Genomic DNA, 14907 nt, shown 5'->3' on the forward strand with positions numbered 1-14907 from the left:
TTAAATACTTACATTCGTAATTTGTATAAAACTTAATAGAGCAAATGAAATTTATAAAAGCTGCACTTCTTGCATTCGCATTGTCGTTTTTCGCATTTACAGCGGTTCATAAATATTACATTAGTGTAACCCAGATAAATTATGTAGAAGAGAAGCAATCGGTTCAAATTATATCGAGGATATTTATTGATGATTTTGAAAAGCTGTTACGAGAGCGTTACGATGAAAATATAACACTGGCAGGACAAAATGAATCTGAATCTGTCGATGCTTACATGGAAAAATACTTAAAGGATAAGCTAGTTATTAAAATTAACGGAGAGCCTGCAAACTTAAATTTTATAGGTAAAGCTTACGACGTAGATATCGCAAAGTGTTATCTAGAAATTGAAAATGTGAAACATATAGAAACCATAGAAATTACTAACGAAGTGTTGTTTGATGTCTTCAGTGAGCAACAGAATATCGTTAAGACCAATATTAATTCAAAACAAAAAAGCGTCATCTTATTTCCACAAAAGGCAAATGTATTGTTAAAATTTAACTAAATAATAGTTGTTTATTTTATTATTCGTTGCAATTTGGCGTTTTTTGTGATAATCATTTAATGATTTTTTAACACAACTAAAATTCATTTAAAAATTAACATTATTCACATGGTGAGATTTAAGTATTATTTACTGTCTGTTTTTTTTGTTTCCGCTGCAGCTTTTGCACAAGAGCAAGAAAAACAGGAAATTAAAAAAGGGCATACAAATACCAATAAGTTTAGGCAATTGTATGATGAGTTTTCAACCCCTAACATGTACAGAGCAGCATCTGGGGCTCCCGGTACAGCTTATTATCAGCAACAAGCCGATTATAAGATGGATATCGTTTTAGACGATAAAAATCAAACAATTTCAGGGTATGAAACCATTACTTATACTAACAATTCACCAGACGATTTAAAATATTTATGGGTTCAGTTAGATCAGAACATGAGAGCGAAAGATTCCAAAACGCCGCTTATAGAAGGTTCTGGTGTGTCTGATGTGTTACGCCCATCACAGTTTGTTTCTAACTTTATGAAAGAACCATTCGATGGTGGTTTTAATATCGAAGAAGTTTCAGATACCAGTGGAGATCCATTAACCTATATGATTAACAGAACCATGATGCGTATCGAGTTACCTGAAGTTTTAGAAACAGGTGATAAATTCTCATTTAACGTAAAATGGTGGTATAATATTAACGACCATGTTGATGGTCGTGGACGCTCAGGATACGAGTACTTCCCCAAAGACGGAAACAGAACCTATATTATTGCGCAATTCTTCCCAAGAATGGCGGTTTACAACGATGTTGAAGGCTGGCAAAATACGCAGTTCTGGGGACGTGAGGAGTTTGCTTTACCATTTGGAGATTATGAAGTAAACATTACTGTTCCAAGTGATCATATTTTAGATGGAACCGGTCGATTAACCAATCGAAAAGAAGTGTTCTCTAAAAAAATGATGGAGCGTTACGAACAGGCACAAAAGTCTTACGACAAACCAGTAGTTATTGTAACTCAGGAAGAAGCTGCTGCTAAAGAAAGTCAGTTTGCTGAAACCACAAAAACGTGGAAGTTAAAAGCCGAAAATGTTCGTGATTTTGCTTTTGCAACGTCAAGAAAATATATCTGGGATATGATGGCTGTAAAAATCGGAGATCGCGATGTGATGGCTGTATCGTTATATGCCAAAGAAGGAAATCCGTTATGGGGAGACTGGTCGACAAAAGTGGTTGGTAGTACGTTAGAGTCTTATTCAAGAATGACTTTTGATTATCCTTATCATAAAGCGATTTCGGTTCATGCGAAAGAGCAGGGGATGGAGTACCCAATGATTTGTTGGAACTACGGTAGACCAAATGTTGATGGTACTTACAGCGACCGTACAAAATACGGAATGATGGGCGTTATTATTCACGAGGTTGGGCATAATTTCTTCCCTATGATTGTAAACAGCGACGAGCGTCAATGGACCTGGATGGACGAAGGTTTAAATACGTTTGTGCAGTATGTGGCAGAACAGGATTTTGGTAAAAAATATCCAGCAGCTTTATCTGTTGGTCATGATGATTTTCCTTCAGATCGCGGACCTGCAAGAATGATTGTACCTTATATGGGGGGGGACCAAAATTTTATCGCGCCTATCATGAGTAAAGGTATTAACGTATACCAGTTTGGTAATAATGCGTATGGTAAACCAGCCACGGCCTTAAATATTTTAAGAGAAACGGTTATGGGACCTGAATTATTCGATTATGCATTTAGAGAATATGCGCACCGTTGGATGTTTAAACACCCTACACCAGAAGATTTCTTCAGAACCATGGAAGATGCTTCGGCATTCGATTTAGACTGGTACTGGAGAGGTTGGTTCTATACTACAGATTGGGTAGACATTGGTATTAAAGATGTTAAAAAATACTTTGTGTCTTCAAAACCTAACAAATACATAAAAGACTATTTGGCAAAATCAGGAGGCTCGGTTAATAACTTAGTGCCGTTAGTATTCATGGTAGAAGAAGGTAGTGAAGATTATTCAGAGGATTTAAAAGAAGGAACTTTAGTTGATAATTCAACATCGCTTAAAGAATATTTAATGGACAACTTTACGCCGGAGGAGCGTAAAAACATTAAAGAACCTAAGTACTTCTATAACATTACGTTTGAAAAACCAGGAGGATTGGTAATGCCGATTATCGCGAAGTATACCTATGCCGATGGAACTTCAGAAACGGTGACTTACCCGGCACAAATCTGGAGATTAAACGATAACGAAGTAAGTAAAGCCATTGCTTCAGATAAAGAAATTGTAAGTATTGAAATCGATCCGAAAGAAGAAACTGCCGATGTCGATACCACAAACAACATCTGGCCTAAGAAGGAAGTTAAAAGTGATTTCGATCAGTTTAAACAAAAGATAAAATCATAAATCATAAGAAAAGCCAACGCGAATGTGTTGGCTTTCTTTTTTTAACGAAACTCTTAACACATTTTCCGTTAAGAATATTTTTTAATCTGCTTAACAACTTCCTATATTTGTACTGTGATACTACAAACAACATTTTTATTCATAAGCGGGGCAGAGATAGCATTCATACTATTTATTGCTATCATGGTGTTTGGAGCCGATAAGCTCCCAGAGATTGCTCGTGGTTTAGGTAAGGGGATGCGTACCATTAAAAATGCGACAAACGACATTAAACACGAAATCACTAAAAGTGCCGAAAGCAACGGCATAGATACCAGCTTTGTAACCGATATTAAAAAGGAAATCGACAGCGTAAAAGACGATGTTGAAGACTTCGCAGGTTCGGTAAAACGTAAAATGTAAATAATCTTTTGGGCGTTACCTAAGGGTCGCGCTTTCGGCAGTCGCTCTTTTCAAGGAGCTCCAACAAAGCCTCAATCGCTAACGCTTATTAGAATTTTAGAGTATCAGATATTTAGAGAATAAAAGTCTAGGTAGTATAAATTCTATTTCTTCCTGCTAATCGTTAAGCCATCCCGAATAGGTAACAATACTGTTTCAATACGTGGGTCTTCCTTTAAAAGCGTATTATATTCTAAAACAATTTTGGTCGAATGGTCTTTAGGGTCTAAAGGTTCTACCACTTTACCATGCCACAACACGTTGTCGGAAATGATAATCCCTCCCGGATTTAATTTGTCAATAATCAAGTGAAAGTAATTCACATAATTAGGTTTATCAGCATCAATAAACACCAAATCGAAGGTTTTGTCCATTGTAGGGAGAATATCTATCGCACTCCCTAAATGCTGAACTATTTGATGGCCGTACTCCGATTTATCAAAATATTTGCGCTGAAAATCGACCAGTTCCTCATTCACATCAATCGTGTGGACTTCACCATCTTTTTGAACACCTTCAGCCAGACAAAGCGTCGCATACCCTGTAAAAGTCCCTAATTCCAATATGTTTTTAGGGCGTACCAGTTTAGAAATCATACTTAGTACACGCCCTTGATAAGGACCGCTAAGCATAATAGGCTGCAATATTTTTTGGTAAGTTTCACGGGTGAGCTGCTGCAATAATTCTGGTTCGTTTTCAGAATGTGTAACAACGTAATCGTCTAAATCTTCAGGTAAAAAATACATATTGACGTTTTTTAAAAGAGATTGCAAAAATAGTTTTTTTGAGTGAAATTGAAGCATATTAAGTTCTCGATACAATTTTTTCGTACCTCAAAAACCACTCGAACTGACGATACTCTAAACTAAAAAAGACCTCAGGTCACGTCGAGTGGATTTTTCGATTGAAAATGAGAAAAGTTTGTATCGAGACGTTAATCTAAATTAGGTTTTTGTAAAGGTAAATGCAGTTTAAAACTTGTATGTGCAGTTCATCCGAATATTCTTTTAAAAGCTACACATGTAAGTTTTCTTTGGCGCAGAAATATTTAAATTTACAACCATGAAGAAACTTATCCTACTACTCGCTATACTTTTAGCTGTTCCTGTTTTTGTTTTAAAAGATTCCAAATCTTGGAATGACTCCGAACGGTTTAGGAAACCGAATGCTCCATTAGATTATAACTGGGAATACATTAAAGAGCGTTTGTTCAGCGGAAAAGGAGAAGAAGAGTTTGTTTATAAGATAGATTACCAAAACAAGCATTATCCAATTTTATTTGATATTAAATCTGCAACAATAGAAGATAGTTTAATCGTTAAAGAGGTTATTGATGAACTTCGAGAAATTATTCCCAATAGAACAATAGATATATTTTCTAATTATATAGGAAAGTCTTTAGATGATTTAAGGATCGAACGCTTTAAACCTGAAAACAGAAGAATGAATTTTCCGGAAAAGACATTCCTTTTGATGAATTAAATTTAATTACTGTTCGGTTACAATTCAAAGACCTTGGTAATGAAAAATGGGTGTATAGAGAAAGAATAAAGACATTGTTAGATGATGGTAGTAGTATCGAGCGAACAAATCCACCAAGAAAGGAGCATTATATCTCCTTCCCCAATATGGTTTGGTTTGATTTAAGGAATGACTTACCGTTTGAAAAACGAAAAACATTTATTAAATATGAAATGCTTAGAACTTTATGTTATATATTTCCATATAAAGATGTAAGATATAATGAGAATGAGCCTGTTGGCGTTTTTTATACGCAATCATATAAACCAGGAAATAGCCAATTATCTACCGCAGACAAATTTTTATTGAAGAAACTTTATGAAGAGGATTTTATTAAACAATTTAAAAACTACCTAAATTCGAGATATACTTGGGCTTATTCTAATAATTTTATTAATAAAGATTTTACAGCAAAAAAAGTTTGGGCCTTAGTTATAGCGTTTACAGTTTTTATTTTTCTTTTCTATGTTAGTTTTTATAAAAAATCCAAGTTTAAATACCGATATTTAGACTATTTAGTTCCGATTACAGTTATACTTTTTTGTTATGTAGATGTTGTTGTTATTTTAAATGCTTTAACTCAATTAAGGAGCGACCTTCCACTTGAAATATTTACTTATGTATGGCTTTTTACAATTCTATTTTCCTTATTAAGTGCGTTGTTTTTTTTAATAATAGAAAAGTTTTTAATAGATAAATTAAACCCTTTTGCCTTGAAATTAATTTCTAAGGTGGTGTTAACGTTTATCGTGTTCAATTTTCCAATTGCTATAATTTTAATTCTTAAAAATTTAGATAATGATAAGAGTGGTGGTTTTGTAGAGTTTTATTTGCCAACTTTTATTTTAACTATCGTTTTAGCGTTAGGAAGAGGCCTCCTTATTTACCTAAATCATTTCTCAGAAAACTTAGTCAAACAAAAAGATTTAGAGTTAACAAAACTAAGAGAACTCAATGCCAATGCTCAGGTAAAATTGTTGCATTCTCAAATTAACCCGCACTTTTTATACAATGCTTTAAATTCTATTGCTGGGCTGGCAACATTAGATGGCGAAAAAACCGAACATATGGCCTTAGCGCTTTCCGATTTGTTTAAATACACCATAAACCGAAAAGGCGAAAAGTTTAGCAGCATAAAAGACGAACTGGAAATGGTTAATAATTATCTGGAAGTTGAGCAAATTCGGTTTGGCGAACGTTTACAATTCAATATTGAATGCGACGAAAGTTTACAAGATGTTGAAATACCTCGATTTTTAATTCAACCGCTATTAGAAAATGCAGTAAAACATGGTGCGTCTAAAGTTCAGGATAATGCGCTTATTGGTTTACATATAAAACAGGAAAACCACCAAATCATTATAAAAGTAACCGATAACGGGCCTGAGTTCCCAGGTGGTTTAGTCAGCGGGCACGGTTTACAATCGGTTTATGATTTGCTGGAGCTTAGTTATAGCAATCAAGCGCAATTAAGTTGGAGTAACACTCCTGAAAAACAAATTTGTATCAGTATCAATCAAAAGGATTAAAAAAATGAATAACATGTTTAGAACGATTATAATAGACGACGAACCGCCAGCACGATTGCGATTAAAAAAACTGTTATCTCATTTTTCAAACGACATCGTCATTATTGCCGAAGCTCAATCGGGAGTAGAAGCTCAAGAGTTGATTAATACGCTAAAACCAGATTTGATTTTTTTAGATATTGAAATGCCTGGTTTGACAGGTTTTCAATTGTTAGAAAAATTAACGCATATGCCTATGGTGGTGTTTTGTACGGCTTACGACCAATATTCGCTTCAGGCGTTTGAAACCAACAGCGTTGATTATTTAGTAAAACCCGTGCGTTTAGAACGTTTAGAAAAAACTATTGAAAAATTAAAACGGTTTAGAACAACCCCATATGAAACGCATCAACTTTTAGACTTGGTTAAAACCTTAACCGAAAAGAAGGACGAAAAAGTAATGACCTCACTAACGGTAAAAAAGGATGAAAAACTAATGTTTATAAAACTGGAAGATGTTACTTATTTTGAGTCGGATGAACGTTATGTTTCTGTTCACACTTCAAAAGGAAAATTTTTAACCGAACAATCTTTAACCAAATTGGAAGATAAACTTCCTGATTATTTTTTGCGAGTCCACAGAAGTATTATCATCAATACCGAACATGTTGAAGAGGTGCAAAAATATTTTAATAGCCGTTATACGATTAAACTCAATAATAAAGGTTTATCGCAAATTACTTCAGGAAGAAGTTATTTACAGGCGATAAAAGATTGGATAGAGGTTTAAATAAAAAAAGCTGGTTTAAACCAGCTTTTTTTATTTCGTTATCCTAATATTCTATCAACCAATTTTTGTTTCGCGATTTCATCGTCTCCATGCAACCATTGAATTACATTATTTTGCCAGATGGCATCACGGTCGTTTTCCGAAATGATTTTACGTTCAATAGCTAAATCTAAAATTTTACCGGGGTAAGACGATTGCTTAATGCTTTCCATTTCTCCGAGAGGATAGGGATCATCTAAGCCCATTAAGACCTGTTTAACGCCTTGGTTTTTTATCAATAATTCTAAAGAACCGGTATCGTGTACCAGCGTGTCGAAAAAGATGTTTTTATGACCTACAGCTTTTCTGGGGTGGTGTTTGCCTTCGAACAAGTCCGGACGGCCATCGAACCCTTGAATTCTGCGACCTAAGTTAATTTGTGCCAACTGCCCACCATGGGCGAAACACGTGCGCATGTTCGGGTATTTTTCCTGATAGCCGTTTAAGGTTAAAAAATGATAAGCATCGGCACATTGCGCTAACATCCAGATGAGGTGAAAACGCCAGGATGTATTTTCAAGTTTTATAAACTTTTCACCATCATACGGGTGAATTTCAACCGCCAGATTGTATTTGTTAGCCAGTTCGAAGATGGGTTCGTTTTCTTCATCAAAAATACAACGCCAGGTTCCTATGGAGTCCATATAGTGGGTTGGCAGACATAAAAGACTCATGCCGTTTTCTTCAACACAACGCTCTATTTCCCAACAAGCACTTCTAACAAATCCGGGGTGTACTACAAAACCGCAGGTAAATTTACTCGGGTACTGGTGTTGAATACGGGCATTAAAATCGTTTTGAAAACGTAAGGCTTGTTTCATTTCCTCGACACGTAAACCGTTACCGTAAAGTTGAGACAGATTTAAAACCACAGCATGGTCGATTTTGTAACGCTCCATCCATTCTAGTTTTTCATGCAAGAAGAAACTAGAGTCTGTAACTGGGCGTTTCCAGTCTTTTTGAAGCATAAATTTTCGGTCTTTATCAACCCAAAAAATACCTTTTTCACGCATAAAATCAGGAATTTCTTCTGGGTAAGGAAGAAGATGTGAATGTCCGTTAATTCTAAGTTTGCGTTGTTCCATAGGTGATATTCTCAATGCGTTTAAGAATCTGTAATTAGTCTTCTATTTTTACTTTTTTAGGAGGTTGCATAATTGAACCACAGTTAGGACAAGTACGTTTTTCAAGGTCATTGTAATACTTATCGAATATTTTAGGCATATCGGTTTCAATATTATCTAAAGTAAAATCTTCTCCATATAGTTTCGTGGTGCACGATTCGCAAAACCAAAGCAGGGCATCTTTCATGCCTTCAGGGCGTTTGTATTCTATAACCAGACCAACGGTATTGGCGCCACGTTGCGGTGAATGCGGAACTTTTGGCGGCAGTAAATAAATATCCCCTTCTTTAATATGAACATCTTTGGGCTCGCCGTTATCGATAATTTTTAAAACAATATGACCTTCTATTTGATAGAAAAATTCCGGTGTTTCGTTGTAATGGTAATCTTTTCTGCTGTTTGGTCCTCCGACAACCATGACAATAAAATCACCATCTTTCCATACTACTTTATTGCCTACCGGTGGTTTTAAAAGGTGTCGGTGTTCTTCAATCCAGTCTTTAAAATTTAAAGGAGAAACTAATTTGCTCATGGTTTTATGTTTTGGGCGTGCCTCTTCAGGTCGGGCTTTCCACGCTACATGGTAGCTTGTTTTAATCCCTCACGCAATGATTCTTTTCTAAAGTTACAAACTTTTTGTGCGTCCGCCATCAACAGGAATGTTAATTCCGTTTATGTAACTAGCCGCTTCGCTTGCCAGGAATACAATGGCATTAGCCGTTTCTTCGGGTTGAGCAAAACGTTTGGCAGGCGTGTAGTTTTTCATAATTTCAGCCATGTCTTCAAATGTTCTATCTTCATTTTTGGCTTTAATTTGTACGATTTCGTTTAGGCGTTCTGTTTCAGTAAAACCGGGTAGTACATTGTTTACTGTGATGCCAAAGGCGGCAACTTCGGTAGCTAGTGTTTTACTCCAGTTCCCCACAGCACCTCGAATGGTGTTACTTACGCCAAGTCCGGGAATAGGTTCTTTAACCGATGTAGAAATGATGTTCACAATTCTGCCAAAGCCTTCGTCTTTCATAAACGGAATGGTCGATTGTGCTAACACATGATTGCATTTTAAATGCTGAATAAAAGCATTATCGAATTCATCGAGACTGGCGTTAATAATTTCACCACTTCTCGGCCCTCCAGTATTATTAATGAGAATATGAAATCCATGGTGTTTTTCAACATACTTAATAACTTGTTCCTGTAAATCTCTCGGGTTAGAGAAATCGGCAACAATAAAATCGTGTTTGTCGCTATTGGGTAATTCGGTAAGAACTTGTTTTAGTTTGTCCCGGTTCCTAGCAACTAAGGTGACTATGGCACCTTCTTCGGCTAGTGCTATGGCGGTTGCTTTACCAATTCCGGCGGTACTTCCGCAAACTAAAGCGTATTTGTTTTTTAAGTTTAAATTCATTTAGTTTTATTTTATCTACAAAGGTTTAGTTTAATGTCAATATTTTATACATACATTTTTAGCTTCGGTAAAAAAGCGTAAGGCTTCAAAACCACCTTCGCGTCCAACACCTGAAGCTTTCATGCCTCCAAAAGGCGTTCGTAAATCTCGTAACATCCAAGTGTTTACCCATATGATTCCGGCTTGTAATTGATTACTTAAGCGCATGGTGCGTTTTAAATTGTTAGTCCAAAGAGTAGTCGATAAGCCATATTTTACCTGATTGGCCATTTGTAACACGTCGTCTTCGGTATCAAAAGGCATCATAGTAACCACAGGGCCAAATATTTCTTCCTGATTTAGCTGGCAATCATTACTATCAACTTCAATAATGGTTGGTTCTAAATAATAACCATTTTCGTAACCGTCAACAGTCACTTTATTGCCGCCGTATAAAATGGTATGATGCTTTTTAGCAATTTCAATATAGCTTAGCACCTTTTCAAGATGTGATTTCGATACCAATGCACCAATATCTGTTTTGTTATCTGAGGGGTGTCCAACTTTAAGGTGTTTTACCTTGTTTATAAAATCAGTTTTAAATTGGTCGTAAATAGTTCGTTCTACAAAAATGCGACTGCCACATAAGCAAATCTGTCCTTGATTAGCAAACGACGATTTTACCGTTGTTTCTAACATGTCCTTATAGTCGCAGTCGGCAAAAATGATATTCGGATTTTTACCACCAAGTTCTAAAGATAATTTTTTAAATAATGGCGCAGCTGTTTTGGCTATATGTGCTCCGGTTTTTGTGCCTCCTGTAAAGGAAATAGCTTTGATATCGGAATGTTCAATAATGGCTTGTCCGGTTGTAGAACCTACCCCATGAACAATATTTAAAACGCCTTTAGGCAAGCCTGCTTCGTTACAAATGTCTCCCAGTAAATAAGCTGTTGCAGGAGTGATTTCACTGGGTTTGGCAACCACACAATTACCAGCTGCAATCGCAGGTGCAATTTTCCAGGTAAATAAATACAACGGAAGATTCCATGGAGAAATACACCCCGCAACTCCAATAGGTTGTCTTAATGTATAATTTACAGCATCTTGACCAATACTTTGGTGGCTTTCACTTGAAAACTGAGTGATGGCATGAGCAAAAAAACGGAAGTTACTGGCAGCTCTTGGTATATCAATAGTTTTGGCTAAACTTAACGGTTTGCCATTATCTCTACTTTCCATTTCGGCAAAGCGATCTAAATTGGCTTCAATGCCTTTTGAAATTCTTATTAAAATACGGCTGCGCTCGTCTAATGAGGTTTGCGACCAACCGGGAAAAGCCGATTGCGCTGCTATGTATGCATTGTCTACATCTTCTTTCCCAGAATTGGGTAAACTACCATAAATTTCTCCATTAGCAGGACAATAGTTGTCTAACCATTCATTAGATAATGGATCATGAAAATTGCCATTTATGTAGTTTTGAATTTTAAGCATTACAGTTTTTTATAAGCCATGACTTTAATTTCGACAACCAAATCAGGATGTGGTAATTGATGAACCGCCACTGTGGTTCTTGTTGGGCCGGTTTCCTGATCAAAAAACTCAGCGTAAGCTTTATTATAGCCTGCAAAATCGTTCATATTAACAAGAAAGGTAGTGACATCTACTACGTCTTTAAGTGTAGCACCTTTTTTGGCTAAATTCTTTTCTATGTTTTTAATCACCTCACGTGTTTGAACTTCAATATTTAAATGTTTCGTCCCCATATTGTCAATAATATCAACACCGGCAATAGAATTGTCAGGTCGACGGGAACTGGTTCCAGAAACGAATATAAAATCGCCCACACGTTTGGTATGCGGATAGGCGCCTCGGGGTTTTACAGCTTCGCTTTTCATAGTCTTGTTTTTAGTGATGCATATTTTTAGCAATACGGTCTTCTTCTAAAATATGTTCGGTTTCTGCCTGAACTTGTTTTAAGGTGTGTTCAAGCCAGGTTTTGTTGTCCAGTTTAAGCGGTGTTTCTATATCGCCATCAGTCAGCATGTTTAAAATAGCTTTGTCTTGAGCTCGTCCTCTTAACATGGCTTCGCGATAGCCTATGTTTTCATTAAAGGTTACCAGGCCGTATTTCGAGGCATAAGCTTCTGGAAATGTTTTTTCGAAAGCCATTTCTAAGTTACGCTTTTCGCGGAAAATAGCATTGTTCACATGGCCTTTCATTTCATGAAAATTATCGATGGCTAAATCGGCAATGGCATCGGTGTCTTTTTTTCGACCTGTTTCAAAGGCTTTAAAGAGGCTTTCCCAATCGGTGAAATTTTCATCTAACAATTTATCAAATTCAGTAACATCTTCAAAGGAAGCATTCATTCCTTGTCCGTAAAACGGAACGATGGCATGTGCAGCATCTCCTAATAACAAGGTATTTCCTTTATAATGCCAGGGTGAACATTTTACAGTTCCCAAAGGTGACGTCGGATTTTTAAAAAAGTCGTCCAACAGATTAGGCATCAACTCTAAAGCATCTTTAAAGTAAGTTGAAAAGAATGCAGTAACGCGTTCTGGAGTTGTTAGATTATTGAAATTATACTCCCCATCTTCATAAATTAAAAATAAGGTCACCGTAAAACTGCCATCTAAATTAGGTAGAGCAATCAGCATAAATGAATCACGTCCCCAAATGTGTAATGCGTTTTTAAAAGTTTTAAATCCGCCATTCTCAGTAGGGAGAATGCTTAGTTCCTTATAGCCATGAGTCAGATAATCCTGCGAAAAACTGAATAAAAATTTCTTTCCTAGATAATAGCTTTTTCGTAGTACGGAGCCTGCACCATCGGTACCGATAATTACATCGGCTGGTTTTGAAAATTCGGTTTTATCTTCATATTTATAAAAATGGGATTTGTTGTTTTCAAAATCTACCGAAGTACATTTATGGTTAAAATGAATGGTAACATTATTTAAAGCTTCAGCTTCATCTAAAAGCAGTGCATTTAAATCTGTTCGGGAAATGGAGTTGATATATTCGTTCTCCTTTCCGCTATATGGCGACAATAGGGTATTGCCTTCTATATCGTGTAACATGCGACCATGCATAGGAATACAAAGTGGCTCTACTTTATGTTGAATACCAACCAGATTCATCGCCTTAATGCCTCGGTTGGAAAACGCAAGATTAATGGAGCGCCCGGCACTGATGTCTACTTTTCTCAGGTCGGGACGTTTTTCAAAAACTTCAACCTTAAAACCACGTTGTCCAAGTCGTAAAGCAAGCAGTGAACCACAAAGTCCGGCGCCTATAATTTGTATGGTTTGGTTTTTATTCATTCAAAATAGCTTTTAAAATTTCAACCATTTTATACACATCTTCAAATGAGTTATAAAGCGGTACAGGCGCACAGCGAATCACATCGGGTTCACGCCAGTCGCAAATAATTCCTGCTTCTGTTAATTTTTGATGTAATGTTTTATCAGCATTTTTAACCTGAATGGATAACTGGCAACCACGTTCATCACTGCTTTTTGGTGTAATAATTTTAATGTGTTCGTTGTTGAGTTCGTTGATTAAAAACTCAAAATACCCCGTTAGTTTTCTAGATTTTTCAGTAAGTTTTTCAAAACCCACCTCGTTGAACATATCTAACGAGGCTCTAATAGCAGCCATGGACAGGATAGGCGGATTGCTTAATTGCCAGCCTTCTGCTCCCGGAAGTTGGTCGAATTCATCGCGCATGTTAAAACGCGTTTGTTTGTTATGGCTCCACCAACCTGTAAATCGGTTTAAGTTTTTGTTGTAAGCATGGCGCTCATGTACAAAGGCGCCTGCCAAACTACCCGGACCAGAGTTTAAATATTTATAAGTACACCACACGGCAAAATCTGCTCCGGAATCGTGTAGATTTAAAGGCACATTTCCCGCACCATGCGCACAGTCGAAACCAACCATGCAACCGTATAGATGTCCTAATTGAGTTATTTTTTTTAAGTCGAAATATTGTCCGGTATAATAATTTACGCCACCAATCATAATAAGAGCAATCTCGTTACCGTGTTTTTCTAAAATAGCTTCTAAATCTTCATAGCGTAAAAGTTCTTCGCCTTCACGAGCTTTCCAAAGAATCACACCTTCCTTATCATCGTAACCATGATGGCGTAATTGCGATTCTACGGCATATTTGTCTGATGGAAATGCGTCGGCTTCTATTAATATTTTATAACGTTCTGGTGTTGGTTGGTAAAATGATACCATCATAAAATGAAGGTTTGCCGTTAGCGTGTTCATCACCACAACTTCGATAGGTTTTGCGCCAACTACTTTAGCCATGCTTTCTGCTAAAAACTCATGATAAGGTAACCACGGATGTCTGGCTTCGGTATGGCCTTCAACCCCTAAATTGGCCCAGTCTTCAAGTTCCTGGTTAACGTAAGCTTTAGTTGTTTTAGGCTGTAATCCTAAGGAATTTCCGCAGAGGTAAATCAAATCATTTCCGTTTTGATCTTTTGGAATGTGAAATTGATTTCGGTAAGGTGCTAATGTGTCTTTTTGGTCTAATTCTTTGGCAAAATCGAGACCTGATTTATAGTCGAACAAAATATTTTCTTTTGGTTTTCTAAAAAATTATGCCTTCTAAAGTTAGGAATAAAGTTGTTAATCTAGTCTGATTTCAACTTCAAAATTTTGTATATTTAATGAAACACGTTAGTTATGAGTAAGATAAAAGAATATACAAATGGAGAAGTGACTATTGTTTGGAAACCCGAAAAATGTATTCATTCGGGGATTTGTGCAAAAGGATTACCTCGTGTTTTTCAGCCTATGGTACGTCCATGGATTAATATTGATGCGGCAAAAACAGAAACTTTAGTAGACCAAGTTAAGGCTTGTCCTTCGGGAGCTTTAAGCTATTATATGAACGATAAAAAAGATAAGACCTCTGAAGTTTTAGAAGCTCATGTTGAGGTTTTAGAAGATGGTCCGTTATTGGTTTATGGTACGCTGCATATAAGTCACAAGGATGGCACTCAGGAGGTGAAAAATAAAACAACGGCATTTTGCAGGTGTGGACATTCGGGTAATAAACCGTTTTGTGATGGTTCGCATGCCAAGGAAAATTTTAAAGGCTAAAAA

15 protein-coding genes are annotated in these 14907 nt (G+C 36.5%); 7 read left to right on the forward strand and 8 right to left on the reverse strand.

Features of this window, described 5'->3' with window-relative positions; genetic code table 11:
• Positions 1–44 precede the first annotated feature (44 nt).
• The 3 genes from RBH94_RS09680 to RBH94_RS09690 all read left to right on the forward strand — a co-directional run bounded on the left by RBH94_RS09680 (position 45) and on the right by RBH94_RS09690 (position 3365).
• Entirely contained in the window at positions 45–548 is a 504-nt protein-coding gene (locus RBH94_RS09680; RefSeq protein WP_307880720.1) for a DUF6702 family protein, read from the forward strand.
• A gap of 108 nt (positions 549–656) precedes the next feature.
• The gene (locus RBH94_RS09685) at positions 657–2963 is read left to right on the forward strand and encodes a M1 family metallopeptidase (RefSeq protein ID WP_307880721.1); all 2307 of its coding nucleotides are present in this window, start codon (positions 657–659) and stop codon (positions 2961–2963) included.
• A 114-nt stretch (positions 2964–3077) separates the two neighbouring features.
• Entirely contained in the window at positions 3078–3365 is a 288-nt protein-coding gene (locus tag RBH94_RS09690; protein ID WP_188224357.1) for a twin-arginine translocase TatA/TatE family subunit, read from the forward strand.
• Between the two features lie 143 nt (positions 3366–3508).
• Here RBH94_RS09690 and RBH94_RS09695 read toward each other — a convergent pair whose 3' ends face one another.
• Positions 3509–4150, reverse strand: a complete 642-nt coding sequence (locus RBH94_RS09695; protein WP_307880722.1) for an O-methyltransferase — start codon at positions 4148–4150, stop codon at positions 3509–3511.
• Between the two features lie 316 nt (positions 4151–4466).
• Here RBH94_RS09695 and RBH94_RS09700 point away from each other — a divergent pair, with 316 nt between their 5' ends.
• Genes RBH94_RS09700 through RBH94_RS09710 form a run of 3 tightly spaced genes read left to right on the forward strand, consistent with a single transcriptional unit; the run spans position 4467 to position 7223 of the window.
• Positions 4467–4886 (forward strand): hypothetical protein, encoded by a 420-nt coding sequence (locus tag RBH94_RS09700; protein ID WP_307880723.1) that lies wholly within the window; start codon positions 4467–4469, stop codon positions 4884–4886.
• 50 nt (positions 4887–4936) lie between these two features.
• Complete coding sequence (locus tag RBH94_RS09705; RefSeq protein ID WP_307880724.1) at positions 4937–6454, forward strand: sensor histidine kinase; 1518 nt, start codon at positions 4937–4939, stop codon at positions 6452–6454.
• 13 nt (positions 6455–6467) lie between these two features.
• Positions 6468–7223, forward strand: a complete 756-nt coding sequence (locus RBH94_RS09710; RefSeq protein ID WP_307880725.1) for a LytTR family DNA-binding domain-containing protein — start codon at positions 6468–6470, stop codon at positions 7221–7223.
• A gap of 38 nt (positions 7224–7261) precedes the next feature.
• On the opposite strand, the gene RBH94_RS09715 is transcribed toward RBH94_RS09710, so the two are convergent.
• From RBH94_RS09715 to kynU, 7 genes are all read right to left on the reverse strand, one after another.
• Positions 7262–8347: an amidohydrolase family protein gene (locus tag RBH94_RS09715; RefSeq protein WP_307880726.1), complete on the reverse strand. Its 1086-nt coding sequence runs from the start codon at positions 8345–8347 to the stop codon at positions 7262–7264.
• A 34-nt stretch (positions 8348–8381) separates the two neighbouring features.
• Positions 8382–8918, reverse strand: coding sequence for a 3-hydroxyanthranilate 3,4-dioxygenase (locus tag RBH94_RS09720; protein WP_307880727.1), 537 nt, complete (start codon positions 8916–8918; stop codon positions 8382–8384).
• 93 nt (positions 8919–9011) lie between these two features.
• Positions 9012–9794, reverse strand: a complete 783-nt coding sequence (locus RBH94_RS09725; RefSeq protein WP_307880728.1) for an SDR family oxidoreductase — start codon at positions 9792–9794, stop codon at positions 9012–9014.
• A 36-nt stretch (positions 9795–9830) separates the two neighbouring features.
• Positions 9831–11270 (reverse strand): aldehyde dehydrogenase, encoded by a 1440-nt coding sequence (locus RBH94_RS09730; protein WP_307880729.1) that lies wholly within the window; start codon positions 11268–11270, stop codon positions 9831–9833.
• On the reverse strand, positions 11270–11674 hold the full coding sequence (locus tag RBH94_RS09735) for a RidA family protein (RefSeq protein ID WP_307880730.1): 405 nt from the start codon (positions 11672–11674) through the stop codon (positions 11270–11272). Before RBH94_RS09735 ends, RBH94_RS09730 begins: the two co-directional genes overlap by 1 nt.
• Before the next feature lie 10 nt (positions 11675–11684).
• The gene (locus tag RBH94_RS09740; protein WP_307880731.1) at positions 11685–13106 is read right to left on the reverse strand and encodes an NAD(P)/FAD-dependent oxidoreductase; all 1422 of its coding nucleotides are present in this window, start codon (positions 13104–13106) and stop codon (positions 11685–11687) included.
• The gene (gene kynU, locus RBH94_RS09745; protein WP_307880732.1) at positions 13099–14370 is read right to left on the reverse strand and encodes a kynureninase; all 1272 of its coding nucleotides are present in this window, start codon (positions 14368–14370) and stop codon (positions 13099–13101) included. Before kynU ends, RBH94_RS09740 begins: the two co-directional genes overlap by 8 nt.
• 114 nt (positions 14371–14484) lie before the next feature.
• Here kynU and RBH94_RS09750 point away from each other — a divergent pair, with 114 nt between their 5' ends.
• Positions 14485–14904, forward strand: a complete 420-nt coding sequence (locus RBH94_RS09750; protein WP_307880733.1) for a (4Fe-4S)-binding protein — start codon at positions 14485–14487, stop codon at positions 14902–14904.
• Positions 14905–14907 lie beyond the last annotated feature (3 nt).

It is taken from the genome of Aestuariibaculum sp. YM273 (genome assembly GCF_030908365.1).
GTDB lineage: Bacteria > Bacteroidota > Bacteroidia > Flavobacteriales > Flavobacteriaceae > Aestuariibaculum > Aestuariibaculum marinum.

Excerpts from the sequence above, each read along its gene's own strand:
- RBH94_RS09680 (WP_307880720.1), top strand. The coding sequence starts at position 45 with ATGAAATTTATAAAAGCTGCACTTCTTGCATTCGCATTGTCGTTTTTC.
- RBH94_RS09685 (WP_307880721.1), top strand. The coding sequence starts at position 657 with ATGGTGAGATTTAAGTATTATTTACTGTCTGTTTTTTTTGTTTCCGCT.
- RBH94_RS09695 (WP_307880722.1), bottom strand. The coding sequence starts at position 4,150 with ATGTATTTTTTACCTGAAGATTTAGACGATTACGTTGTTACACATTCT.
- RBH94_RS09700 (WP_307880723.1), top strand. The coding sequence starts at position 4,467 with ATGAAGAAACTTATCCTACTACTCGCTATACTTTTAGCTGTTCCTGTT.
- RBH94_RS09710 (WP_307880725.1), top strand. The coding sequence starts at position 6,468 with ATGTTTAGAACGATTATAATAGACGACGAACCGCCAGCACGATTGCGA.
- RBH94_RS09715 (WP_307880726.1), bottom strand. The coding sequence starts at position 8,347 with ATGGAACAACGCAAACTTAGAATTAACGGACATTCACATCTTCTTCCT.
- RBH94_RS09720 (WP_307880727.1), bottom strand. The coding sequence starts at position 8,918 with ATGAGCAAATTAGTTTCTCCTTTAAATTTTAAAGACTGGATTGAAGAA.
- RBH94_RS09725 (WP_307880728.1), bottom strand. The coding sequence starts at position 9,794 with ATGAATTTAAACTTAAAAAACAAATACGCTTTAGTTTGCGGAAGTACC.
- RBH94_RS09730 (WP_307880729.1), bottom strand. The coding sequence starts at position 11,270 with ATGCTTAAAATTCAAAACTACATAAATGGCAATTTTCATGATCCATTA.
- RBH94_RS09735 (WP_307880730.1), bottom strand. The coding sequence starts at position 11,674 with ATGAAAAGCGAAGCTGTAAAACCCCGAGGCGCCTATCCGCATACCAAA.
- RBH94_RS09740 (WP_307880731.1), bottom strand. The coding sequence starts at position 13,106 with ATGAATAAAAACCAAACCATACAAATTATAGGCGCCGGACTTTGTGGT.
- RBH94_RS09750 (WP_307880733.1), top strand. The coding sequence starts at position 14,485 with ATGAGTAAGATAAAAGAATATACAAATGGAGAAGTGACTATTGTTTGG.